The following is a 24,365-nucleotide window of genomic DNA, read 5'->3' on the forward strand; positions in this document are numbered from 1 at the left end:
GCAAAAATACATAACTTTCATTCGAGTAAACGTATAAATTCACACAATAGATTTTTTTGGGGGGAAGGAGGGGGTCTTAATAAAGGGATGCTCTTTGCCTATTTGAGTAAACGTTTACGTGAAAATAGAATTCCTTGAAATCTATTATTCCTTCGATACCTTTGCCAAACCTAACATCCTTATTCAGTCTTTCAGCAATATGTATGCTCAACAAAATGGATATAAAGGAGATGCTGTATGCTAAAGAAGCAAGCTGTTATCTGTCTCTGTTTATTACTGCTGGTTCAAATTTGTACAACAGGCTATGGCGGCAGAGGAACAGCTCAGGCAGAGCCGATGGGGACGGCGAATCCCAAAATACTGAAAAAGGTACCCTCAAAGGCACGATTCGCTCCGGGTGAAGCCGCAGAGCTGATTATGACCCTGGATCAATCTGCGGATTGGAGCGGCCAGCTGCATCTGCAAATTTATCAGTTGAATACTCTGGTTGCTGAAGGCGACAAAGCGCTGACAGTATTGCAGGAAGGGAGCAACAAGCTAACCGTGGGGTGGACGCCTCCGGCTGAGGACTTCCGCGGCTACACGGCGAAAGCGTGGATAGAGGGAGATGCGCCATCGGAGTATGTGACCGCAGCAATCGAGGTTTCCAGCGATTGGTCGAAATTCCCAAGATACGGATATGTCGCTGATTTTCCGCAGGAGACGGCAGAGGAGAGTGACTCCAAGCTCCGAGAATTGTCCCAGGACTACTACATTAATGCCTACCAGTTCTACGATTGGATGTGGCGGCATGATGTTTCGGTGTATTCCAAGACCGACGGGAACGGACAGCCGGTCACAGATGCAGACGGTAATTTCATTGATGAAGACATTAACGCGGATACACACTATTCGGATCTGCTGGGGCGTTCACTGTATCCGCTCAGCGTTAAGCAGCAGGTGGAGGCTGCACAGAAATACGGCTCCGCAGCTATGGCTTATCAGATGAATTATGCAGCGCGTGAGAACTATGAGGACTTCGGCGTCAGTCCGGAGTGGGGACTCTATAACAGTGCCCAGCTTGATTTGAACAATCCGCAGAAAGACCAGAACGGGTATACCTTCGAAGTGAACGGGAAGACGACCTCCCTGTTCCTGCAAGACCCGGGAAGCAGGTTCTGGCAGGACTATATCACCAGACAGTTTGAGCGTTCCATTAATACATTCGGGTTTGACGGCATTCACCTGGATCAGTGGGGAGCCAATGATAACAATTTCCTGTATGACTATAACGGCAATAAACGTTATTATTCCCTGGATTATGCCCGGTTCATTAATTCCGTCAAGGACTCATTGCTCGCAAATAATCCCTTAAAGAGCAAGGTTACGTTCAATATGGTGGGAGGCAATGCCGAATACAGCGCTGTACCTGATCCGGGTACGAAAACCGATTTTGACTATAGTGAGATTTGGCAGGACCGAAACAATTACCGGGATATTCAAAAGGTCGTGGAAGATACCCGGGAGAAGGATGGCGGTAAGGCGATGGTGATCGCCGGTTATATGAACTACAAAGAGGCTACAGGTCTGCAGACACGAGGCACGGAAGCACAGGATGCTCCGGTAACCGTGGATTACCAATCGCGGATTGCCAAAGCTTACGGCTGGGTCGGCAACTTTGGACGCAAAGATACGGATTCGGTGACGTTTACGGTAAATGCTCCAGCAGACGGAATGTATACGCTTGTCCTGAATTATGGCCAGGGCAATGGCTCCGGTTCTCCGGAAGGCAAGCTGATGGTTAATGATGAGATTGCCGCAGCGGCAATTCCCTTTGAGGCCAATACGGGGTGGGGGAACCCGACAGCTCAAGCCGCAGTAACGGCAATGTTAAAGGAAGGTGAAAATTCCGTCAAGCTTACCCTGAATACCAACAGCCTTTGGCTCAATCTGGCGGGCCTGGAGGTCCAAGGGCAGGGGATCAATGAGCGCTACGAGGCGGCAGATGCCAAGCTGGATACGGTAATTGTGGATCAATACAGCAATGTGTATTATTTTGATACCGCAGGTGATTATGTGAAATTCAATGTAAATGTCCCTGTTGAAGGAGAATATCCGCTCGGATTCAGCTACGCTTCGGATTGGCAGGAGGTGACACGTGAGCTGCTTGTGAATGATGTACCTCAGGGAGAGGTCTCGTTTGCCGGCACGGGGACATGGGATAAATTCTCGGAGCTTGGCAATCTGCATAAGGTTCATCTGAACGCAGGCTATAATACCCTAACGCTAAGGGCGTCTGCAAATGATCTGGGTATTAAGCTCCGGTATATGACGGTTGGCACACAGAGAAGCTATGCACTGTATGCGGATGTTCCGCAGACCAGCAGCCTGAATTACAGCCAGAGCAAGACAGACAATTTCGGGCAGGCAGGACAGACTGTTACCTACGATGTATATGCAGAACATCCGCTGGACACGATTACGGTCCTGTATCATGGTGATAATGATCCTGTAATGTCGGTTCTGGTGGATAGTGAGCCAGCTCCACATGCCCAGAATATCACGTTTGCTAAAACAGCCGGCGGCTGGGAGGGCTCCATGCAGCCCCGTGAATTATCTGTTCCTGTCCAGGCGGGACATCATAAGGTTACGCTGCGAATGGAATCAAGCGGACAATATATCAATGTGGGCGGGATTATTGCCGGAGGGTATGAATACAGTACAGGCAACGCTGAACCAACAGGCGGAGTTGTCCCTATCATCGGATATGCCTCCGAATTCAATAATGTCAATGACCGGTTGGCTTTTTACAGTGAATACAGCGCAATCAGGCAACTATGATCTCGGCTGGGTCTATCAAAATAATGCCCAGGGGGCAGCGACCGTCAGCCGCAGTGTGTATATTAACAATGGCGCGGGCACTCCTGTAAGCTTTGCACCAACCACTGGCTCCGAATGGGGAGAAGCGGCAATGAGCGGCATTCCAATGGAGGAAGGCGTAAACCGCATAGTCATCAAAATGCCGGAGGGGCAGGACAGCGGAATCAGGCTGGATAAGCTGAACGTTGCATTATCCGGTGATCCGGACCCGGTAACACGCAGCTATGAAGCCGAGAGTACGGATACGGAATCACCGTTCTCTCTCTACAAGGATACCGTGCTGAACTTTGGTGAAATCGGAGAGCAGGTGACCTATCCGGTGAACATCCCTCAATCGGGGGAACAGAGCCTGATCTTCACCTATTCCAATGCAGGCGGCATGACCACCCGTTCGGTCTATATCGACGGTGTGCGCGCCAAGGATGAACATGGCAACGATTTGAAGATTGGATTGGATGGCACAGAGAGCAGTGAGAAGTACAGCGGGGACGGATACGTGATTATTCCACACATGGAGGCGGGAACCCATACCGTTACATTGAAGATGGAAGCGGATGATATTGCCGGAAGTGTCCGGCTGCGCGGGGTAACGGCTGGCTATTTCAACGAGCCGTCCGTGCGGCTGATGGATGCCGGGCTGGCATCGATGGGTGCAACCCATATTGAGCTGGGAACCGCCGAGAAGCAGTCGGAAGGCCCGAACATGCTTGCCCATGAATATTATCCGAACCGCAGTAAAAAAATGCTGGAATCTACCAAGGAATCCATGCAGGAATATTATAAATTTAATGCTGCCTATGAAAACCTGCTGTTCGGCAGCAAGGCCGATTCAGCTGCTGTTGTGTCCGTGGAAGCGGACGGCGGCAATTTGGCAACAAGCAAAGACGGAACGGAGAATACGCTCTGGATAACAGTCAGGAAAAATGAGGCTAATACAGGCTTTGAGCGGTATGATGTACTGCATCTGATCAATCTGCTTAACAATGATGACAACTGGAGAAATGCAGCCAATGAGCCAGCTGTCCTTAACCATTTGAAAGTGTCTTACGATATCGGCATCACCGAGAAGGAGGCACCGGATCTGAAGGTCTATGCCGCCAGTCCTGACGCAGGGCATGGTCTGTCACAAGAGCTGAAGTATATTTGGGATGGGGAACAATTGCAGATTGAACTGCCATCCCTGCAGTATTGGACAATGATTTATATCGACAAGGCGCCGGGGACAGCATTGGTTCAGCCGATCTTCAGTGATGATGAACCGGGCCTTCCAAGCCCGTCACCGACTGCAACTGCAACTCCTGCACCGGAAAGGGCAACTACTGCTCCCGGAGGAGCAGATATAAGTGCAGTGGCGGTCCCGGCCACACCTACACCTACACCTGCTCCTACTCCGGCAGCGGCGGAAAGGGATGTTCTAGTTTTGCAGGCGAAGGATTTGAATCCGGCGGTTGATGGGACAATCACAATTGCGGTCAATGAGGATAAATACAACCGGATTCAGCTTCCTGTCTCTGTTGCGGAAGGGTTGCAGGGGAAGAAGCTGCAGCTTCAAGGAAGTCATTTCAGCCTGAATTTCACCCATGATCATATTCTTCAGCTTCTGGAAGAGAACAAAGGGAAAATAACAGCCGAGTCACAAATTCAAATTACCTTCAACAGAATCGAGCCGCAGGCAGCTTTCCTTCCGGGTGTGAAGCCCTGGGTTCCCGCTGGATCGACCTATGAATTTGAATTCGCAGTAACGACGGCAGACGGAGGATTATCCAGGCTTGTTTCCTTTAGAAGCCCGGTGCAGCTTACCTTAAAGGTTGATGATCTGGAGCAAGGAGATCTGAATGAATTGCTGGGCATCTATGCTTTCATTGAGCCGCTGAAGAAATGGGAATATACCGGCAGCAGAGCCAACACGGCTGAACAGGAGATTACAGCAGAGCTTAGTCACTTTAGCCGTTATACCGTGTTTGCGTATGACAAAACATATGCTGACGTGCCTGCGGAGCATTGGGCATATAAGGCTGTCCGCCGCTTGACCGCGAAGCATATCATCAACGGAATGACAGAGAACACGTTCGTTCCAGCGGCGAAGATCACCCGCGCGCAGTATGCAGCCTTGATGGTCAAAGCGCTTCGGTTAACAGCCGAAGGACCGGCTCCATTTATGGATGTAACTGCGGATAGCTGGTATGCCGGTGATGTTGCCGCTGCTTATCAGGCAGGTCTGGTGAACGGAAGAAACGGGAAGCGATTTGCACCTGACGAAGCGATAACCCGCCAGGAGATGGCGGTGATGCTTGCCAAAGCATCAGCCATCCATGGGAGCATTAAGCAGACCGAAGACGTGAACCTAACCTTTAGGGACAGCAAAGAGATCTCTGCCTGGGCACAGTCAGCAGTTCAGCAGGTGAAGTCAGCGGGTCTGATGAACGGATACGCGAATGGAACCTTTGCACCTGAATCCGGCGCAACCCGGGCAGAAGCCGCAGTGGTCATAGAGCATTTGATAGATTAATCCGCAAATAAGGTCATAGGATAAGGGTCACTGAGGTGACTCTTTCTTATGTTCTGTTGTAGAAAGGATACATGATGAAAAACAGAAAAAATTCGCTGGGTGTAAGACTGATTCAGCTGTCTGCGGCGATAACGATTCCGCTCCTCTCCGTCCTTTTTGCCGGGGGATATTATGCCAAGGGAATTGTGCTCGATCAGGTATCCAGATCCTATCAGAATCTGGTCAACTCCAATCTTAAAATGATGGAGAGCAGTCTGGAGGACATTACGATTAATCTGGTCGATATTGTCGATCATGATGTGAATTTTCTTCAATTGAATCAGCCGGGGCTGACAGAGTCCGAATATTATTTTGCCCGGATGGGGATTATGCAGAGAAATCAAGCCTACCAGGCCTACTACCATAGCGTGGACATGTTCTATCTGTACTCCGGCGTTAATGATACCTTGACACTATCCAACGTATTAGGAACTACAGAGGATTATATGGACCAGATGCGGGAGTGGATTACGGAAAAGGTTCAAACTGAAGATAATCTGGAGCCGCTTCAGTACAAATGGACGATTGTTAATATTGCCGGAGAGTACTATTTAAACCGGACAGTCAGCAATAATCTGGGCAATACCGCTTGTATTGGCGCTCTGATCCGAATCGACTCTATGCGTTCACCACTGGACAATCTGAACCTGCAATCGGGCGGTGATGTGCTTATTGTGGATAATCAAGGGAATATCTTAACCAGTCCTTCGGAATCCATGGGCTACGATTTCAAGCTGCCGGGTGAGAAGATGAATTTGAATTCTTCCTTTTCTTTTACGCATGATAGCCTGAAGTGGTTTGTGGTGTCCAGCCAGTCCTCCGCCCTGGGAATCAATCTGTCTGTGGTCATCCCCGCTTCCGAGCTGCTTCAGGGGTTGAATACCTTCCAAATGATTATTAATATACTTCCCTTTTTCATCTTGCTCATTTTATTGGTTTACTTATATTATTTCCGCCGTATGGTCATCCGTCCGATTCTGGATTTGCTGAGCGGCATCCACCGGATCCGCAACGGCGCCATGGAAACCAAGCTTCCCGGTTCTAACCTGGTGGAGTTTCAGGCGCTGAACCAAGCATTTAATAACATGGTTGTGGAAATTCAAGATCTGAGAATTGATATCTACGAGGAACGGATTAATGCGCAAAAGGCAGAAATGAAACATTTGCAAATGCAAATTAATCCGCACTTCTTTCTGAATACGCTCAATATTATTTTTCAGCTTGCCGATCTGAAACGTTTCGAATTGGTCAAAAAGACAGTACGGCATCTGGTGCAGTATTTCCGCTTTATGCTTCAGGTCAAGGATAACCGCATTACTTTGGGCCAAGAGCTGGAACATCTCCGCAATTACCTGGAAATTCAAAAGATGCGCTACCAGCAGTCGTTTGAGTTCCAGATCACCATAGCCGAAGAGCTTAGCCTTGCCTCCATACCGTCCTTGATCGTACAGCCCTTTGTAGAAAATGCCATGCTTCACGGCATAAGTCTGAAGGAGGAGATTTTTCATCTGGAGATTTCGGCTGGTCTCTCAGAAGAAGCGGCCGATACCATGATCATTGAAATTTCGGATAACGGAAAAGGCAGCAGCGCAGAGGAGCTGCAGGAGCTGAATTCGCCGGATTACAACCCGGTCACAGATGAAGGGCATATCGGGATCTGGAATGTGAAGCAAAGGCTGGCGATGATCTATCAGGGGAGAGCCGGAATTAACTTCAGCGGCAATCAGCCGTCCGGATTCCGTGTGCGGCTTAGCCTGCCCATTGAATATACAGAAGGAGAACGATGAGCCATGCAATTATTGATTGTAGATGATGAACAATTCGCTGTGGAGGGGCTGCTCTACTGCTGCGACTGGAAGGCGTATGGGATTGAAGAGGTCTTGACGGCGAACAGGGCCGACAAGGCCAGAGCGCTGCTGAATGATCAGAGAATAGAATTGCTGATTTGCGATATTGAGATGCCGGATGAAGACGGACTTTCACTGGTCGGCTGGGTGAGGGAGCACTCTCCCTGGACGGAATCGATATTTCTGACCTGCCATTCCGAATTCTCCTATGCCAAGAAAGCCGTTAACCTCGGGAGCTTTGATTACTTGCTGAAGCCTGTTGACACGGATGAGTTGTTGTCTGCCGTATCGGGGATGATGGCGGCCATCCGCGAGAAGGAAGAGTATGAGTCCTACAACCGAATGTATCATAAGTATCTGAATCTGTGGCAACAGGAACAGCCGAAGCGGGTAGAACGTTTCTGGCAGGATTTGCTGTCCCGCAGCATCCTGTCGTTCGGAGATTTCTTTGACCGGGAGCTGGCGGGTGCGGGGGTAGGGTTAAATCCTGACGATCAGGTGCTCCCGATTCTAATCAGTATTGAGGAGTGGTCCAAACCGCTCAGCCCGCGTGATCAGGAAATCATGGAATATGCGGTGAAGAAAGCGGCGGAGGAATGTTTCACAGAAGAGTATCCGGGGGAGGCCGTCACCGATAAAAGCGGGGTTTTGTTCATTCTGCTGTATGCCGGAGGTGCGGAGGGAGAACGGGAGACTAAGAAGCTTAGCATTCAGAGGCTCACTGCCATAGGTAAACGTTTCATCCAGGCATGTCAAGAGTTGTTCTACAGCATCGTTACCTGCTATGTCGGTTCGTTCAAACCCCTTCAGGAGCTGCCGGGAATGTGTGAAAGTCTAAAGATCATGGAGCGTGACAATATCTCCCGGACCCAATCCGTGCTTTTATACTTACCGCAGGACCAGATATTATTATCAGCTGATTCTAATTCGGAGGATATCCTGCTGGGTGATCTGATCTCTTATATGCTGAACGGCAAACGTGAGTCCGCTGTGCAGTTCATTCATAATCTGGCAGCGAAGCTGGAAGCCGATCCTTGCTTTCAGGGAAGACATCTGGACGCCCTGCATCAGGATACCCTGCAGATTATCTACCACTTCCTGCAGGTCAGAGGAATCAATGCGGGAAGCATCGCCCTGTTTACAGACTGGACAACCGCCCGGATCCGGGGACTGCTTCAATACAGGCATTGGGCGGAAGGGATCGTATCAGCGGTCATGGAAGCGGAATTCGAGCGGCAGGAGAAGGGCGGTGTGATTGAGCGGTCCATCCGCTACATCCAGCAGCATGTGGAGGAAGAAATCTCCAGGGCCAGTGTCGCTGACTATGTGGGCTTGAACCCGGCTTATCTCTCCAGGCTGTTCAAGAAAGAGACCGGCCAGAACCTTATCGATTTCCTGATTTCGGTGAAGCTGAACCGCACCCGCGAGCTTCTGGACACCACGGATATGCCGGTCAGCGCGATCGCGCAGCAGGTGGGCTACAGCAATTTCTCACATTTCACCAAAATGTTCCGCAAGCAGTTCGATGTCAATCCCCAGGAGTACCGCAATGTCACAAAACGACTGGACTAAGGTTATAAAAACGGCAGAGCAGCTGCAGGCAACTCCTTATAATAAAGCCATAACCCAATAAGAAGGTGTGGAACTATGGCTTCGGAAAGCAACTCAAAATGGAAAAGGATATGGAAGTACAGGGCACTGGTCGTGCTGGCACTGCCTGGTGTGCTGCTGATGCTGATCAATAACTACCTGCCCATGTTCGGTATTTTCCTGGCCTTCAAGGACCTGAATTATACGGCAGGAATATGGGGCAGCAAATGGATCGGACTGGATAACTTTAAGTTTCTGTTTGCTTCGAACGACGCTTGGCTGATCATCAGGAATACCTTGCTGTACAACCTTAGCTTCCTGATCATCAATACGATACTCGCTGTGATGCTGGCACTTCTCCTTAACGAGGTCAAAAATAAGTTCGCCTCCAAGTTCTTTCAGAGCACAGTGATCCTGCCCAATTTCATTTCCATGGTCATTGTCGGCTATATTGTCTATGGATTTCTGAATCCGGAGCTGGGATTCATCAACAGATTCATTCTGGAGCCCTTCGGGATAGATCCTAGAAACTGGTATGCGGAAGCAGAGCATTGGCCTTATATCCTGACCCTTGTTAACACCTGGAAGGGTGTGGGTTACTCGGCCGTCGTCTATCTGGCAGCCATTGTCGGAATAGATTCTGAATATTATGAAGCAGCCGTCATTGATGGGGCCACACGCTGGAAGCAAATGACGAAAATTACGATTCCGCTGATTGCACCGATCATTATCATCATGACACTGCTGGCGATCGGCCGGATTTTCAACGCTGACTTCGGTCTGTTCTATCAGGCAACCATGGCCTCCGGCATGATCAAAGAGACAACGGATGTTATCGATACCTATGTATACAGGGCGTTAATGGTTACCGGTGATACGGGACTCGCCTCCTCGGCAGGGATGCTGCAATCGGTGGTTGGCTTTACACTTGTCATTACCGTCAACCTGGCTGTCCGTAAATTCAGCAAAGAAAATGCTTTGTTCTAGAAGGAGGACACCATGGAGAAAAAACGAACCAATCCCATTATCCTTATCGTCCTGTCATTGTTCAGTCTTGCCTGCCTGATCCCGTTCTGGCTTGTATTTATGATATCGGTTGCTGATGAAGACTGGGTAACTGCGAATGGATACAGCTTCTGGCCCGGCAAATTCAGCCTTGTCGCTTATCAGTATTTATTTGAAGATGCCGGGAAAATATTGCGGGCTTACGGTGTGTCTGCCTCGGTAACGCTCATTGGAGTTGTCGTCAGTCTGTTTGTGACTTCGGCCATGGCCTATGCATTGTCGCGGAAAGAGTTCCCGCTCAGAGGTGCCCTGAGCTTCTACATCCTGATCACCATGCTGTTCTCGGGCGGCTTGCTGCCCTGGTATCTTGTCTACACCCGGTTCCTGCATGTTCAGGATACGCTGATGGCGCTTATCATTCCGGGTCTGATCGGCGGCTTCAATGTTATCATTATGCGGACCTTCTTCACGAACAGCATACCGCCTTCCCTAATTGATTCCTCTCAGATCGACGGGGCAGGTGAATTCCGGACATATTTCAGCATTATTCTGCCGCTGTCCTTGCCTGTAATGGCTACAATCGGGTTATTCACCACCGTATCCTACTGGAATGACTGGTTTACAAGCCTGGTCTTCATCCAGAATGAGAAGCTGTTCTCGCTGCAATATCTTTTGACCAAAACCTTAATGAACGCTTCGTTCCTGCAGACGATTGCCAATAAGGCATACAGCTCAACCGCACAGGTCACAACGCCGCTTGAATCTATCCGGATGGCGATGGCGATGATTGCAATCGGACCGCTGGTGCTGGTATTTCCTTTCCTGCAGAAGTATTTCGTCAAAGGCCTTACCGTAGGCGCTGTGAAAGGCTGATCCCGGTAAATGACCGGATTAGTATAAGCAAGTCCAGAATGATGAGGCAATAATACAGAAGGATTCCAGGGAGGTCTATTAATTATGAAGTGGTTGAAAAAGAGTTCTGTTGTACTGTCATCGCTTGTGCTGACTTCAGTTGTAGCCGCCGGCTGCGGCGGGAATAATGCTGCAAATTCACCGGCGGGCACAGCCCAGCCGGGAAGCGCGGCCAGCTCCGGATTGAAGCCTTACGAAGTCGTAATGGTATTCCCCGATGCGCCGCAAAATGATAATCAGCGGGTACAGGATGCGATGAATGATTATCTGGCAAAGACCTATCCGGAGATGAACATGACGGTCAAGCTGAATCCCATCGACTGGGGCGCCTGGAGTGATAAAACGAACCTGATGATGGCCTCCGGCGACAAAATGGACCTGCTGTTTACAGCGGATTGGCTCGGGTTCCAGCAACAGGTGACCAAAGGGGGCTTGCTGCCGCTGGATGATTTGCTCGCAAAATACGGCCCGGACATCGAAGCTGTGGAGAAGGACTATCACGGCCCGGCTAAGCGCGGCGGCAAGCTGTACGGTATTCATACCCACCAGGAGCTGGGCGGTGCACAAGGGGTGTATTTGAACAAAGAGCTTGTGGACAAGTACAATTTTGACCTGACTGCACTGAAGTCTGGTAAAGTCGAGGATCTGGAGCCGATGCTCCAGACCATCAAGGAGAACGAACCGGGGATTACGCCTTTAGTGGCACCAAGCTTTCCTCTCGAAGCGTACTATTCATCCACGAATTTGGATTCTATTGTGAGTATTGCAGCGATTAACACCGTGGGAACAGCGGCAGATGATTATACAGTCATCAATTCCTACACGACTCCGCGGTATATGGAGCTTGCCAAGCTTACCAACAAATGGTACAAGGCAGGATACATTAACAAGGATGCACTGACACCCGGTTTGGACGCTTGGAAGAAGATTCAAGCGGGTAAAGGCTTCGCCTTTGTCTCTGATATGGATATTATCGCGGATATGGAGATCGGCAAGGCAGCCGTTTCACCGAATGGTTCGATTAAAGCGGGCCGTGAGATGCTGCAAATTCCGCTTAATATTGACCGTTTGCAGACAGGGAAAATGACAGCAACTATGTATGCGATTTCAAAAAGCTCTGAAGATCCAGAACGTGCCATGATGCTGCTTAACCTTTTCTATAAGGACAAGGAATTGCTGACCCTCTTCAACTTCGGGATTGAAGGAACCCATTATGTGCTCAAAGACGGTCAAGTTGCGCTGCCGGAAGGCAAAACTACAGATAATGTCGGCTACTATCACGATATTATGTGGCAGCTCGGCAATCAAATGCTCAACTATACCCGTGTAGGCGAAGATCCGAATAAATACCAGAACTACGAGAAGTTCAACGAACAGGTTTCTTCTAATCCTTCGCGGATCTTTGGATTTGTCTTCGATCCGGAGCCGGTAAAAAATGAACTGATCTCGATCGACAACGCCAACAAAACCTTTGTTGACGGTCTGAAGTCCGGTCAGCTCGATCCGGAAGAGTCTCTTCCTAAAATGCTGGAAAAACAAAAAGTGGCAGGAGCAGATAAAGTCATCGCGGAAGCGCAAAAGCAGCTGGATGCCTGGCTGGCGGAAAACGGCAAGAAATAAGCGGAAGTGACTAAGCTCAATCTACAAGCATTGGAGAATTCATATGGACAATAGAATATTGACACATATAGATATATATCCGGATCAAGCCCAGTACAAAACCGGTCAATCCGGCAGTATTATCATTGAAGTGGAGACCCGGGAGAAAGCGGCTCTGCAACTGGTTGTCGGCTTCTACAAGCTGGAGCAGCAGGTTGCTGAAGAAAGACTTAGCATCAGTACGGAACCAGGCCTGAGACAGAGAGTACCCTGTCCCTTGTTCACTGAAGCTACAGAGTGGGCGGGTTATGGGGTCAAGGCTACAGTTCTGTGCAATGAAGCTGTAGTGTCAACCGCCTATACCTCCTACGATATTGCCGATCATTGGGGCCGGGCGCCGCGGTATGGATTTCTAAGCGATTTCCGGAGTGAAGAATCCGGAGACACCCGTGACGTCGACAGCATGAACAAGTTCCACTTGAATGTCATTCAGTTCTATGACTGGATGTACCGGCATGATGATCTGGTTCCGAAAGAGGATGAATTTATTGATCCGATGGGCCGGACGATGTCCTATAAGGTTGTCCGTGAGAAGGTCGCAGCCGTGCACGGTAAAGGAATGGCTGCCATGGCCTATGGGGCGGTATATGCAGGTCTTAAGGACTTCCTGCAGGCACGTCCGGAATGGGGACTGTATAACCGCCAGGGAGATCCGTTTCACTTAATAGATCTATTCTATATTATGGATATTACACCGGATTCGCCTTGGACCGATCATATTGTTGAACAGTTCCGTCAGGCCGTACAGGCCGGATTCGACGGAATTCATATGGATCAATACGGCTTTCCCAAGAAAGCCGTACGCCGGATCGGGGGGGAAGAAGAACTGGTCGATTTGGCGGAATGTTATCCGGCACTGATTAATCGGACCCATGCGGCCGTGAAGGAAATCAACGCAGAGGCTGGGGTTATTTTCAATAATGTGGGCAATTACCCTATAAGTAAGACGGCCTCGTCGGATCAGGAGGCGCTTTATATTGAAGTGTGGCCCCCTGTAGTCCGGTTACGTGAGCTTAAAGGGCTGATCGATCATGCGCGTTCATTGGACCCGCACAAGCCGGTTATCCTCTCCGCCTATCTGCCCTCCTTCTACCCGGAAGCCGGACATGACAAGGAATGGGCTGAGAACGGGGCGCTGCTGACGATGGCCTCCATATTCGCCAGCGGGGGATATCACCTCTTGCTGGGTGAGGATCATGGAATGCTGACTATGCCCTACTATCCCGATTATGCAGTGATGCGGCCTGAATTTGCCGTTGAGGTTAGACGTTACTATGATTTCATCGTGCGTTTTGGTGTGCTGATACAAGATGCGCAATTGGAAGATGTGTCTTATACCTATACCGCCGGGGTTAACACCGAGATTACCTTCGAAGGCAATGTGCCTTTTGCACCGAGTGGAGATATTGATTCCGTCTGGACGATCATTAAGCGAAAGCCGGGCTATCAGATTCTGCAGCTGATTAACCTTGCCGGTCTTGAAGATGATTATTGGGAGCATGGCAAGAAACAGCGGCCTGAAGCTCAAAATGATGTGGTGTGCACACTGCTGATCGAACAGCCGATTGAATGCATTTACACGGCCAGCCCGGATGATCAGGCCCAGGAAGTGATTGTCCTGGATTACGAGGTGGTTCCTCACGGGCAAGGACTTGCGGCCAGATTCACTTTGCCGTCCCTGCGCATCTGGTCCATGGTTGTAGTTAAATTTAGCTTACAGGAGTGAATGGTTTGAACAATACGAAATGGTGGCAGACCGCTGTAATTTATCAGATATATCCCAGAAGCTTTCAAGACAGCGACGGGGATGGAATCGGCGATCTCCGGGGGATTATTACCAGGCTGGACTATCTCGAACAGCTTGGCATTACCGCAATCTGGCTTAGTCCCGTATACAAGTCACCCAATGACGACAACGGCTATGACATCAGCGATTACCAGGATATTATGACCGAATTCGGAACCATGGATGACATGGATGAATTAATTGAACAGGCAAGGCAGCGCAATATCCGGATTATTATGGATCTGGTTGTCAATCATACCTCGGACGAGCACCCATGGTTCATTGAAGCCCGCACAGGAAAGGATAACCCGTACCGTGACTATTATATCTGGCGTGATCCGGTCAACGGCGGGGTTCCCAACTCCCTGCGTTCCACCTTCAGCGGACCGGCCTGGGAGCTCGACGAAGTCAGCGGCCAGTACTTTCTGCACTTGTTCAGCCGCAGACAGCCGGATCTGAACTGGGAGAACAGCAAGGTCCGCCAAGAGGTATGGGACATGATGAATTTCTGGCTGGATAAGGGTGTCGGCGGATTCCGCATGGACGTCATTGATCTGGTCGGCAAAATTCCCGATCAGGAGATCACAGGAAATGGTCCGAAGCTTCATGAATATCTGCAGGAGATGAACCGGGAGACCTTCGGAGCGCATGATGTTCTGACGGTGGGAGAGACCTGGGGGGCGACTCCGGAAGCAGCCAAGCTCTACTCCAATCCGGACCGCAAGGAGCTGTCGATGGTGTTCCAGTTCGAGCACATCGGTCTGGATCAGCAGGACGGGGGAGAGAAGTGGGATCTGAAGCCCCTGGATGTATGTGAATTGAAGCAGGTGCTGGCAAAATGGCAGACCGAGCTGGGGGACGAGGGCTGGAACAGTCTGTTCTGGAACAATCATGATTTGCCGAGAATTGTATCCCGTTGGGGCAATGACAAGCAGTACCGTGTGCAGAGCGCCAAAATGTTCGCCATTCTCCTGCATTTGATGAAGGGCACGCCGTACATTTATCAGGGCGAGGAGCTCGGCATGACCAATTATCCGATTCAGGATATCAGCGAAGCGCAGGATATTGAGGCCATCAATATGTATCATGAACGGATCGGGCAAGGACATGCCAAGGAAGCTATCATTCAGTCCATTAATGCGAAGGGAAGAGATAACGCCCGGACTCCGATGCAATGGGATGCCACAAGTAACGGAGGATTTACAACCGGAGAGCCATGGCTGCCTGTACATCCGAATTATATGGAAATTAATATGGAAGCAAATCTGAACGACCCGGATTCAGTGTTCCATTGCTACCGTAAGCTGATTGAACTGCGGAAGAACAACCCGATTGTGGTATGGGGCGATTTCGAACTGGTGACCGGCGTACCGGATCAGGTGTTCATGTACTTCCGCCGCTATGAAGGGCAGACCTGGCTGGTGACGGCCAACTTCAGCGGGGAGCCCATCACGCTGGAATTGCCGGAGCTGGGTCTTGCCGGAGAATTCATTATCTGCAACTATTCCAGAGATGATGTGGACTTTAAGCAGCTGCAATTACGGCCTTACGAAGCTTTTGCAGTCGTACTTGCCTAGGCTAACCTGTTCAGTCCTAGCTGAAAAAGGTTTATTGCACCAAAACAAGGCTGCCGCCCTTATGAAAAGGGAGGCAGCCTTGTTGTTATTGCCGGTTTTTCATTGCCGGCTTATTTGCGGTTACGCAGGCGCTCAAGCTCGGCTTCAACCGCGCTATTCAGTGGAGATTCCGGGTTGGAAGCGGCAGCTGCCGCCAGCCCGGATTGCTCAGCAAGTGCTTCCTGCATGGCAATCTTGTCTTCCATCCGTTCGAAGCCGCGGGATGCGCTGCCGGCGTTCAAGACCTGACCGCGGTATCCACCGGGGGTGCTGGAGGCGCTGGCTTGAGCCGAATGCTTGATTTCAGCAGCTTTGCGGGCGCGTTCAGCCAACTCGGCTCTTTTGGCTTTGAGACGTTTATGCTCTTCCTTCACATTAGCCAGCTGCACCTCAAGCGAAGCAAGTGTGGCCTGGGTCTCCTGCAGTCCGGCGGTGCATTCCTGCCCGCTCTCTGTATAGCGCAGTTTAGCCATTACCGCAGCGCGTGCTGCCGGCTCATTGCCTTCGCTCATCGCTTGAACAGCTTCCGCTTCGCTGCGTTCTGCAAGCACCTGATATTCATAGATGCGGCGCTCCAGCACACTGGCAGCGGCTTTGAATTCACGTTGTTTGCTCTCGGCGTCCGTGATTTTATCCTCCAGATCCCGCAGATATTGACCGGTCAGCAGGATCGGATCTTCCAATTTGTTCAGTCCCTCGTGGATAGCAGCTTTGGTCAGCGTGGTGATTCTTTGGAATATACTCATGGTTATGATCTCCTTTTTAGTTGGGGTTGGGTAGTCTGGAACGAGTGATTAATAGTCGAAACCGTCAGTGAAGCCGCCGTAGGATTCTTTGGGCACGATGACACTGCCGATGACATAGAGGACCAGGACGGTACCGAAGCTAAAAACGGCAGCGGCGGCTACGAGCAATCTAACAAGGGTGGTGTCAACGTTCAGCCAGCGCGCCAATCCTCCGCATAAGCCTGTAAGTTTGCTGTCAGTTACGGAACGGTATAATTTTTTCATATGAATATCTTCCTCTCTTATATGGTGATCGCCGGTTCACGGCGTGTTCACTGCGTTGTCTATGTATGTATTGTACGAATTAATCCCGCGCGGCAAAACAGCCTGCAGACTGTTCTTTGTTCCCGACCTTAGTCGGGGATGCTGACCGCAATAGGGCGGGGAGGGGCCGGGAAAACACAGATTTATCCAGGGGAAATACGGATTTTTTACACAAAGAGGTCTTGTTGTTCATCCGGAGCTGACACTGGAGGATTAAACTGTACTCTAGCGGAGCTTATCATAAACATACGGGAGGACTGGCCTCATGGGAATTCACAAGTATTTTCGCTCTCTGAACGAACTGGAACGCATCATCCGCTGTCCGGGCAAATTCAAATTCGAGGAGCACAGCGTAGCAGCTCATTCCTGGAAGGTCGTACAATATGCCAAAACACTGGCTGATATTGAAGAGAAACACGGTGCGGTCATCGACTGGAAGAAGCTGTACGAGATTACGAGCAGCCATGATTACGGGGAGATTTTTATCGGGGATATCAAAACTCCGGTGAAGCACTCCTCACTCCAGCTAAGGTCGCTGATTCAGCAGGTTGAGGAGGGCATGATCGACAACTTCATCAAGGAGCATATCCCGGATGAGTTCAAAAGTATCTTCTACCATCAGCTGCGCGAGGGCAAGGACGAGTCGATTGAAGGCTTGATTCTGGAGGTTGCCGACAAGATGGATCAGGTGTATGAAGCTTTTGCCGAGCTGCAAAGAGGGAACACGGAGAAGGAATTTGTGGTGATGTACCGCAACGCCCTGATCAAGATCAAGAACATTGATCTTAAGTGTGTCGAGTATTTCCTGGCAGAGATTCTGCCGGATATGGTGAATGAGGAAACGCTGTCCCCGATTGATATCAAACGCATTACGGAAGAGGCGCTGGCTCTGTAGATGAGCTGTGGCTCTTTTTTCTTATGTACATATAGAAGTAAGTCAGGCCTGAAGGTGCTTGCTTGCGGAAGCCCTCGCATATAGTAAGTTCAGAGCTCCTTCTGATTCTTGCAGTTCTGTAGTATGAAATCAATTACATTTATTACAATAATGAAGGAGATGAATGTTACGGCAGGAAGACCGGCGAAATGCTACGATAAAGGAAAAATAAGGAAGGTGTTTCGGCCTTGCAATATCTTAACCTTATGCCGTTCTCAACTACGCTAACCTGGTTTAGCCTGCTGCTGTTGATCGTGTGGGCGGTAGACTTCCTGCAGGGCGGCTCCCCGGTCCGGCTTTCGGCGGGCAGTCCCAGAGAGCGGGCCAAATCCATACTGGCGGATATTCTTATCTTTGCCGGGATTAACGGCTTGCTTCTGTACGTTCTTCATCCGCTGAGCAATCCGCTACTGATTTCGCTGGCTGCTGCGGGACTGCTCGTTACGTATTTTCTGACATGCGGTATGCGCAGGCAGCCCTCGCCTAACCGCCCTTGGTTCCTGCTGATACACGTGCTGCTTGGTTTAAGCTTCTATCTGCTTTTCGGCATGCTGCTGATGGGGAGGCTGATTGTTACGTATAACCTGAATATGACGGATCAGTTCGATATCCTCTATTTCGTCTACGGGCAGGACCGGGCAGTAGTGTATGCGCTGCTGCTGGTCATGGTTACACTCTATTTCGTAATCGGTAAACTGCTGATGCGGCCGCTGTACAGCTGGTATGCCGCGAATTATTACCAGGCCTCCAGAATGAACATTAAGCTGACCGGCGGAGAGATTATAACCGGAGTGTATATGCTGCGGGATACGGATAGAAGGTTCGTGGCAGCGAGTGACTGCCTGAATCCGGGCCCGGACGATAAGCTCTACAGAATCAGCCGGGAGAAAATAGAGTACATGGAGAGAGAGACGGCAGTGGATGTTGATTCAATCCTCTAACCTAAAGTGGCCCCCGGACCGTAGTGACGGCCGGGGGCCGCTTTATTGTGATCCTATCCACTCATAAGCGGGCGCTGGATTGTACTGGCATACAGAGCAGGGGGAAGTACAGGAGGGGGAAATAATTATTGATTTTATAACATTATATGGTAAAAAGACTTGACAGGCATATGCTACAATTTATTTATAGGTGATAATTATCAAATGGCCTGGGAGCAGCAGATGAACTGAAATGGCCGGGTTTCCGGTCAATACTGGAGGACTACAATTGCATCAATATATAACGGTAAGCGGAGCTAGAGAAAATAACCTGAAGAATATCAGCCTTAACATTCCGCGTAATCAGTTTGTAGTGTTCACCGGAGTGAGCGGCTCGGGTAAATCAAGCCTGGCTTTTGATACGCTCTACGCCGAAGGACAGATGCGTTATGTGGAATCTTTGTCATCCTACGCCCGGCAATTCCTGGGACTGATGGGCAAGCCGGATGTGGATGCTATTGACGGGCTGTCACCAGCCATCGCCATTGAACAGAAAACCACCTCGGGCAATCCGCGTTCCACCGTAGGAACAGTAACAGAGATTTATGATTATTTGCGTTTATTATGGTCCAAGATCGGAATCCCGCATTGCCCGTCCTGCGGGCGGATCATTCAGCGGCAATCCGTGGACCAGATTGTTGAACAAATTGCGGGGCTTCCGGAAGGAACTAAATATGAGGTACTGGCGCCAATGGTCCGGAACAAAAAAGGTACGCATCAGCATATATTCGAGCAGGCTAAGGTAAACGGATATGTCCGTGTACGGGTGAACGGCGTAGTTAATCATGTAACAGACCCCATTTCCCTGGACAAGAATAAAAAGCACTCCATCGAAATTGTTATCGACCGGCTGATCGTGAAAGACATGGATGTTCAGCGGCTGGCCGATTCTCTGGAGCATGCGTTTGCCCTGTCAGGGGATCTGGTGATCATTCACCAGAGTGCCAGCGGTGAAGAGGTAACGTATTCGCAGAGCTACGCCTGCCCGCATTGTGAAGTGTCTCTGCCGGAGCTATCCCCACGCATGTTCTCTTTCAATAACCATGAAGGGGCTTGCCCGGCCTGTACAGGTCTGGGGTCATATCTGAAGGTTGATCCGGATAAAATTATGCCGGACATCAGCCGCTCCATCCATTCCGGCGGGATTATCGCGAACGGCTGGAGTAATGTGAAGACCAACTCTTTTTGCAAAATGTACTATGAGGCCTTGGGTGAAAAATATGGCTTCGACTTCGACACTCCGCTGCAGGAGCTGCCGCCAGAGGCTATGAACGCGCTGCTGTACGGGACTAACGGCGAGAAGCTTGAAGTGCACCATTCAAGTGATGCGCTACGGAAATATGTCAAAGAAGCCTTCGAAGGCATTGTCAACAACCTGGAGCGGCGTTACCGGGAGACTCCATCCGAAGCGATGAAGAAGGAACTGGAGGAATATATGTCCGTCCTGCCTTGCCCCCATTGTCATGGTGACCGTCTGTCACCTGTTGTGCTTGGTGTGAAGATCGGCGGTAAAAGTATTGCAGAGTTCTGCCATTTGCCGGTGGAGGCTGCGGTAGACTTTATTGCCGGGCTTAGCCTGACTGCTGCGGATGCGGAGATTGCCGGTACCATCCTGCAGGAGATTGATGCCCGGTTCCAGTTCCTGAATAATGTCGGACTAAATTATCTGACGCTCTCGAGAGCCGCCGGAACGTTATCGGGAGGTGAAAGCCAGCGTATCCGTCTGGCTACACAGCTCGGTTCCGGTCTTATGGGTGTCCTCTATATTCTCGACGAGCCGTCGATCGGCCTGCATCAACGGGATAATGACCGCCTGCTGCTGGCGCTGAAGAAGATGCGCGACCTCGGCAATACACTAATTGTAGTGGAGCATGATGAAGATACGATCCGCCAGGCGGACTGGATTGTCGATATAGGTCCCAATGCCGGAATACACGGCGGTGAGGTTGTAGCGCAGGGTTCCCTTGAAGATATACTGGCTGAATCCAACTCGATCACTGGCCAGTACCTGTCCCGCAGTAAACAAATATCCGTCCCGGAAGAGCGGCGGAGCGGGAACGGCAAACAGTTGACTATTACCGGAGCTGCCGCCAACAATCTGAAGGGGATTACGGTATCTATTCCCTTAGGCACGTTAACCTGTGTGACCGGGGTTTCCGGCTCAGGCAAATCCAGTCTGGTCAACGAAATCCTGTACAAGAAGCTGGCTTCTACACTTAATCGGGCTCATACGATTCCCGGGGAACATCAGAGTATCGACGGGATAGAGCATCTCGACAAAGTTATTAATATCGATCAGAAGCCGATCGGGCGTACTCCGCGTTCTAATCCGGCTACCTATACAGGGGTGTTCGATAATATCCGTACCTTGTTCTCGCTGACGAATGAGGCCAAGGTTCGTGCCTACGGCCCGGGGAGGTTCTCCTTCAATATCAAGGGCGGCCGGTGTGAAGCCTGTGCGGGGGACGGACTGATCAAGGTGGAGATGCATTTTCTGCCGGATGTGTATGTGCAGTGCAGCATCTGCAAGGGACGGAGATACAGCCGGGAGACGCTTGAGGTGCATTATAAAGGTAAAAGCATCGCGGATGTGCTGGACTTGACCGCTCAGGAAGCCGTCCAGTTCTTTGGCAATATTCCGAAGATCCGTAAAAAGCTTGAGGCTCTTTGCATCGTTGGCCTCGGTTATATCAAGCTGGGCCAATCCTCCACGACCTTGTCAGGCGGCGAGGCGCAGCGGGTGAAGCTGGCGGCAGAGCTGCTTAAGCCGGCTACCGGCTCCACGCTATATGTGATGGATGAGCCGACGACCGGATTGCATTTTGCCGATGTGCACCAGTTAATTGATGTACTGCATTCCCTGACCGATGCCGGCAACACCGTAGTGGTCATTGAACATAATCTGGAGCTGATCAAGAATGCTGATTACATTATTGATCTCGGCCCGGAGGGCGGCGCGGATGGGGGAGAGATCGTCTGTACAGGAACTCCTGAAGAGGTTGCGGTGCATGAGAAGAGTTATACTGGCAAATATCTGAACAAAGAGATGGGGAGAAGATGAACTTGATCCATATGCAGGTTGAGCATAGCAAATATGGAGCGGGAACTGTCGTAAGTCAAGTGGAAGAGCGGATTATCATTGATTTCTCCGGAGATACGGGCGAGAAAAGCTTCTTGTACCCGGAGGCTTTTGAGCAGCATCTGCGCATTCTTGATCCGGCGCTGCAGGCACAAATCGGTAAGGAAGTGCAGTTAAAAGCAGCGCAGCGGGCAGCAGATCAGCTCCTGCGGGAACAGCAGCGGGAGGCAGAGCATGCAAGACTTGCTGAAGAGAAGCTTCAATTAAAGAATGACAAGAGCAAATCGCGGCGGAAGGCTGCTCAGGCGAAGAACAAGGGATAGGGCCAGACTAACCAGGAAGGCTAAAAGCGTACTATAATAGAGATGGAACATAAGCTTAATAAGTGTCGGCGGTCTTTTCCCGGGGAGTTCTCTGGTGAGGGCCGCCAAGTTTTTTGTACACAATAAATACTATATACCGGAGGTTAACCCATGTATCAATATAAAGACCGCGAATTTACCCGTGTCCATTTTGACGGGCAGGATTTGCGTTATGGTGAGCTGATCAGCTGCACTTTTGAGAAATGTACGTTTATGAACACTTCTATGGAAGAAATCGATACCAGCTACTGCCGGTTCATTGAATGCGACTTCAAGGGTGTCAGCCTGAACTCCTCGATTCATAACGAGTCCGCTTTTGAGAATTGCAAATTTAACGGCGCGAATCTCTTTGTCTCCAAATTTATCGCCTGCAAAATGACCGGCTCGGACTTCTCCGGCGCCCAGGTGGACGGCATTACCATTGACGGTGGAGACTGGTCGTACACAAATCTGCGGCATGCCAATCTGAGTAAACAGGACCTGCGCGGAGTACGTTTCTTCGAGGCCGACTTCACCGATACCGACCTGACGAAGGCAGATCTCAGAGACTGCAATCTGGAGCGGGTATCTCTGGGCCGGGCCAAGCTTGCAGGGGCCGACCTGCGGGGAGCGAATCTGCAGGGTGTTGACCTGAAGGCACTGGATGTAAAAGGCGCACGGATGGATCTGGAACAGGCTGCTCTGTTCATGCGTTCCTACGGGGCGAAGGTGGATTGAGATAGCGGACAGCAATTTTGTGCTATTTGTGAATCGATTTTACGGTGGAAACAGAAAAGAATTGCCGATACAATAATTCTGTATCCACAATAAATTACAATTCATTCACAAATGGAGGTTACATTAACTTATGAATCATTGGGAATTCGCCCCTACTCCGCCAATGGGCTGGAACAGCTGGGATTGCTATGGCGCTTCAGTGACGGAGGAGGAGGTGCGGGGAAACGCTGATTATATGGCCCGCAACCTGAAGCAGCATGGCTGGGAATATATAGTGGTTGATATTCAGTGGTATGAGCCCGAGGCCGTGTCGGACCAGTACCGTCCTTTTGTCCGGCTGGAGACGGATGCGTATTCCCGGCTGATTCCTGCGGTGAACCGTTTCCCTTCGGCAGAAGGTGACCTTGGATTTAAGCCGCTTGCAGATTATGTACATAGCCTTGGCCTGAAGTTCGGGATTCATATTATGCGAGGTATTCCCCGCCAGGCGGTTCACGACAATACACCCCTCAAGGGAACGGTGGTGACTGCACGCGATATCGCCCATACCTGTTCCTTCTGCGGCTGGAATACGGATATGTATGGTGTGGATGCTTCCAAGGAAGGTGCGCAGGATTATTACAATTCTTTGTTCGAGCTGTACGCTTCTTGGGGTGTAGATTACATCAAGGTGGATGATATCGCTGATTCCTGGCTGCATGGCGGCCCGCATCTGGCCGAGATCGGACTGATCCGCAAAGCCATTGACCATGCCGGCCGCAGCATTGTGCTGAGCCTGTCGCCGGGACCAGCACCTGTGAAGCATGCTGACTTCTTGGAGAACCACGCGAATGTATGGAGAATGACGGATGATTTCTGGGACCGCTGGCCGCTTCTGCTGGATATGTTCGACCGCTGTTCCGCCTGGGAAGGCCGGCCTAAACCCGGCTGCTGGCCGGATTGCGATATGCTGCCGCTTGGGCGTATCGGAATACGCAGTGTACAGCATGACCGCTGGACGAACTTCACGAAGGACGAGCAAGTAACGATGATGACCTTATGGACCATCTTCCGTTCCCCGCTCATGTTCGGGGGCGAGATGCGGGACAATGATGAGTGGACACTCTCACTCCTGACGAACCAGGACGTGCTGAATATGCACCGTCACAGTTATGGCGCCCGGCAGCTCAGACGTGACGGTGATCAGGTTGTGTGGCTAGCTGAAGGTCCTGAAGGCGGGCATTTCGTAGCCTTATTCAACACTGGCGAGATTCTGGCGGAAGTGTCTGTAGCTATTGCCGATCTGGGAATAGGCAGCGGGGTTAAGGCCAAGGAGCTGTGGACCGGGAAGCAAACTGGCTTGCTCAAGGATACGCTGAGTGCAGCCATTCCACCCCATGGAGCAGCGTTGTTCCGGGTTTCGGCAGCAGAGTAGGCTTAGCT

17 protein-coding genes are annotated in these 24,365 nt (G+C 50.6%); 15 read left to right on the forward strand and 2 right to left on the reverse strand.

Going from position 1 to position 24,365, the window contains the following annotated elements; translation table 11 throughout:
- Positions 1 to 237: 237 nt before the first annotated feature.
- The 9 genes from PBOR_RS35315 to PBOR_RS07830 all read left to right on the forward strand — a co-directional run bounded on the left by PBOR_RS35315 (position 238) and on the right by PBOR_RS07830 (position 15,783).
- Positions 238 to 2,820 (forward strand): glycoside hydrolase family 66 protein, encoded by a 2,583-nt coding sequence (locus PBOR_RS35315; protein WP_052429371.1) that lies wholly within the window; start codon positions 238 to 240, stop codon positions 2,818 to 2,820.
- Positions 2,792 to 5,368, forward strand: a complete 2,577-nt coding sequence (locus PBOR_RS35320; RefSeq protein WP_052429372.1) for a glycoside hydrolase family 66 protein — start codon at positions 2,792 to 2,794, stop codon at positions 5,366 to 5,368. The genes PBOR_RS35315 and PBOR_RS35320 overlap by 29 nt, the downstream gene beginning before the upstream one ends.
- A 71-nt stretch (positions 5,369 to 5,439) precedes the next feature.
- Positions 5,440 to 7,194 (forward strand): cache domain-containing sensor histidine kinase, encoded by a 1,755-nt coding sequence (locus PBOR_RS07800; RefSeq protein ID WP_245648077.1) that lies wholly within the window; start codon positions 5,440 to 5,442, stop codon positions 7,192 to 7,194.
- A gap of 3 nt (positions 7,195 to 7,197) precedes the next feature.
- The gene (locus PBOR_RS07805; protein WP_042211179.1) at positions 7,198 to 8,826 is read left to right on the forward strand and encodes a helix-turn-helix domain-containing protein; all 1,629 of its coding nucleotides are present in this window, start codon (positions 7,198 to 7,200) and stop codon (positions 8,824 to 8,826) included.
- A 75-nt stretch (positions 8,827 to 8,901) separates the two neighbouring features.
- A complete protein-coding gene (locus tag PBOR_RS07810) occupies positions 8,902 to 9,831 on the forward strand; it encodes an ABC transporter permease (RefSeq protein ID WP_042211180.1) in 930 nt (309 codons plus the stop codon).
- Positions 9,832 to 9,843: 12 nt separating this feature from the next.
- Positions 9,844 to 10,722, forward strand: a complete 879-nt coding sequence (locus PBOR_RS07815) for a carbohydrate ABC transporter permease (protein ID WP_042211181.1) — start codon at positions 9,844 to 9,846, stop codon at positions 10,720 to 10,722.
- Positions 10,723 to 10,806: 84 nt separating this feature from the next.
- The gene (locus tag PBOR_RS07820; protein ID WP_042211182.1) at positions 10,807 to 12,381 is read left to right on the forward strand and encodes an ABC transporter substrate-binding protein; all 1,575 of its coding nucleotides are present in this window, start codon (positions 10,807 to 10,809) and stop codon (positions 12,379 to 12,381) included.
- A gap of 43 nt (positions 12,382 to 12,424) precedes the next feature.
- Entirely contained in the window at positions 12,425 to 14,146 is a 1,722-nt protein-coding gene (locus PBOR_RS07825) for a glycoside hydrolase family 66 protein (RefSeq protein WP_052429373.1), read from the forward strand.
- Positions 14,147 to 14,151: 5 nt separating this feature from the next.
- Positions 14,152 to 15,783, forward strand: coding sequence for a glycoside hydrolase family 13 protein (locus PBOR_RS07830; protein WP_042211183.1), 1,632 nt, complete (start codon positions 14,152 to 14,154; stop codon positions 15,781 to 15,783).
- Between the two features lie 110 nt (positions 15,784 to 15,893).
- Here the strand turns inward: PBOR_RS07830 and PBOR_RS07835 are convergent, their stop codons facing one another.
- Positions 15,894 to 16,568 (reverse strand): PspA/IM30 family protein, encoded by a 675-nt coding sequence (locus PBOR_RS07835; RefSeq protein WP_042211184.1) that lies wholly within the window; start codon positions 16,566 to 16,568, stop codon positions 15,894 to 15,896.
- 48 nt (positions 16,569 to 16,616) lie between these two features.
- Entirely contained in the window at positions 16,617 to 16,832 is a 216-nt protein-coding gene (locus tag PBOR_RS07840) for a PspC domain-containing protein (RefSeq protein ID WP_042211185.1), read from the reverse strand.
- Between the two features lie 304 nt (positions 16,833 to 17,136).
- On the opposite strand from PBOR_RS07840, the gene PBOR_RS07845 reads away from it, so the two are divergent.
- From PBOR_RS07845 to PBOR_RS07870, 6 genes are all read left to right on the forward strand, one after another.
- Positions 17,137 to 17,766, forward strand: a complete 630-nt coding sequence (locus tag PBOR_RS07845; protein WP_042211186.1) for a YfbR-like 5'-deoxynucleotidase — start codon at positions 17,137 to 17,139, stop codon at positions 17,764 to 17,766.
- A gap of 245 nt (positions 17,767 to 18,011) precedes the next feature.
- On the forward strand, positions 18,012 to 18,746 hold the full coding sequence (locus tag PBOR_RS07850; RefSeq protein WP_157763994.1) for a hypothetical protein: 735 nt from the start codon (positions 18,012 to 18,014) through the stop codon (positions 18,744 to 18,746).
- Positions 18,747 to 18,978: 232 nt separating this feature from the next.
- A complete protein-coding gene (gene uvrA, locus PBOR_RS07855; RefSeq protein ID WP_042211188.1) occupies positions 18,979 to 21,846 on the forward strand; it encodes an excinuclease ABC subunit UvrA in 2,868 nt (955 codons plus the stop codon).
- Positions 21,847 to 21,848: 2 nt separating this feature from the next.
- Positions 21,849 to 22,187, forward strand: coding sequence for a hypothetical protein (locus PBOR_RS07860; RefSeq protein ID WP_157763995.1), 339 nt, complete (start codon positions 21,849 to 21,851; stop codon positions 22,185 to 22,187).
- Positions 22,188 to 22,337: 150 nt separating this feature from the next.
- The gene (locus tag PBOR_RS07865; RefSeq protein ID WP_042211190.1) at positions 22,338 to 22,943 is read left to right on the forward strand and encodes a pentapeptide repeat-containing protein; all 606 of its coding nucleotides are present in this window, start codon (positions 22,338 to 22,340) and stop codon (positions 22,941 to 22,943) included.
- Positions 22,944 to 23,073: 130 nt separating this feature from the next.
- The gene (locus PBOR_RS07870; protein ID WP_042211191.1) at positions 23,074 to 24,357 is read left to right on the forward strand and encodes a glycoside hydrolase family 27 protein; all 1,284 of its coding nucleotides are present in this window, start codon (positions 23,074 to 23,076) and stop codon (positions 24,355 to 24,357) included.
- Positions 24,358 to 24,365: the final 8 nt, after the last annotated feature.

Origin of the sequence: Paenibacillus borealis (assembly GCF_000758665.1) — a bacterium.
Taxonomy (GTDB): Bacteria; Bacillota; Bacilli; order Paenibacillales; family Paenibacillaceae; genus Paenibacillus_AQ; species Paenibacillus_AQ borealis.

Bases quoted from the DNA above. Each gene is read 5' to 3' on its own strand.
- PBOR_RS35315 (WP_052429371.1), top strand. From the start codon at position 238: ATGCTAAAGAAGCAAGCTGTTATCTGTCTCTGTTTATTACTGCTGGTT.
- PBOR_RS07800 (WP_245648077.1), top strand. From the start codon at position 5,440: ATGATGAAAAACAGAAAAAATTCGCTGGGTGTAAGACTGATTCAGCTG.
- PBOR_RS07805 (WP_042211179.1), top strand. From the start codon at position 7,198: ATGCAATTATTGATTGTAGATGATGAACAATTCGCTGTGGAGGGGCTG.
- PBOR_RS07810 (WP_042211180.1), top strand. From the start codon at position 8,902: ATGGCTTCGGAAAGCAACTCAAAATGGAAAAGGATATGGAAGTACAGG.
- PBOR_RS07815 (WP_042211181.1), top strand. From the start codon at position 9,844: ATGGAGAAAAAACGAACCAATCCCATTATCCTTATCGTCCTGTCATTG.
- PBOR_RS07820 (WP_042211182.1), top strand. From the start codon at position 10,807: ATGAAGTGGTTGAAAAAGAGTTCTGTTGTACTGTCATCGCTTGTGCTG.
- PBOR_RS07825 (WP_052429373.1), top strand. From the start codon at position 12,425: ATGGACAATAGAATATTGACACATATAGATATATATCCGGATCAAGCC.
- PBOR_RS07835 (WP_042211184.1), bottom strand. From the start codon at position 16,568: ATGAGTATATTCCAAAGAATCACCACGCTGACCAAAGCTGCTATCCAC.
- PBOR_RS07840 (WP_042211185.1), bottom strand. From the start codon at position 16,832: ATGAAAAAATTATACCGTTCCGTAACTGACAGCAAACTTACAGGCTTA.
- PBOR_RS07845 (WP_042211186.1), top strand. From the start codon at position 17,137: ATGGGAATTCACAAGTATTTTCGCTCTCTGAACGAACTGGAACGCATC.
- PBOR_RS07850 (WP_157763994.1), top strand. From the start codon at position 18,012: ATGCCGTTCTCAACTACGCTAACCTGGTTTAGCCTGCTGCTGTTGATC.
- uvrA (WP_042211188.1), top strand. From the start codon at position 18,979: ATGGCCGGGTTTCCGGTCAATACTGGAGGACTACAATTGCATCAATAT.
- PBOR_RS07865 (WP_042211190.1), top strand. From the start codon at position 22,338: ATGTATCAATATAAAGACCGCGAATTTACCCGTGTCCATTTTGACGGG.
- PBOR_RS07870 (WP_042211191.1), top strand. From the start codon at position 23,074: ATGAATCATTGGGAATTCGCCCCTACTCCGCCAATGGGCTGGAACAGC.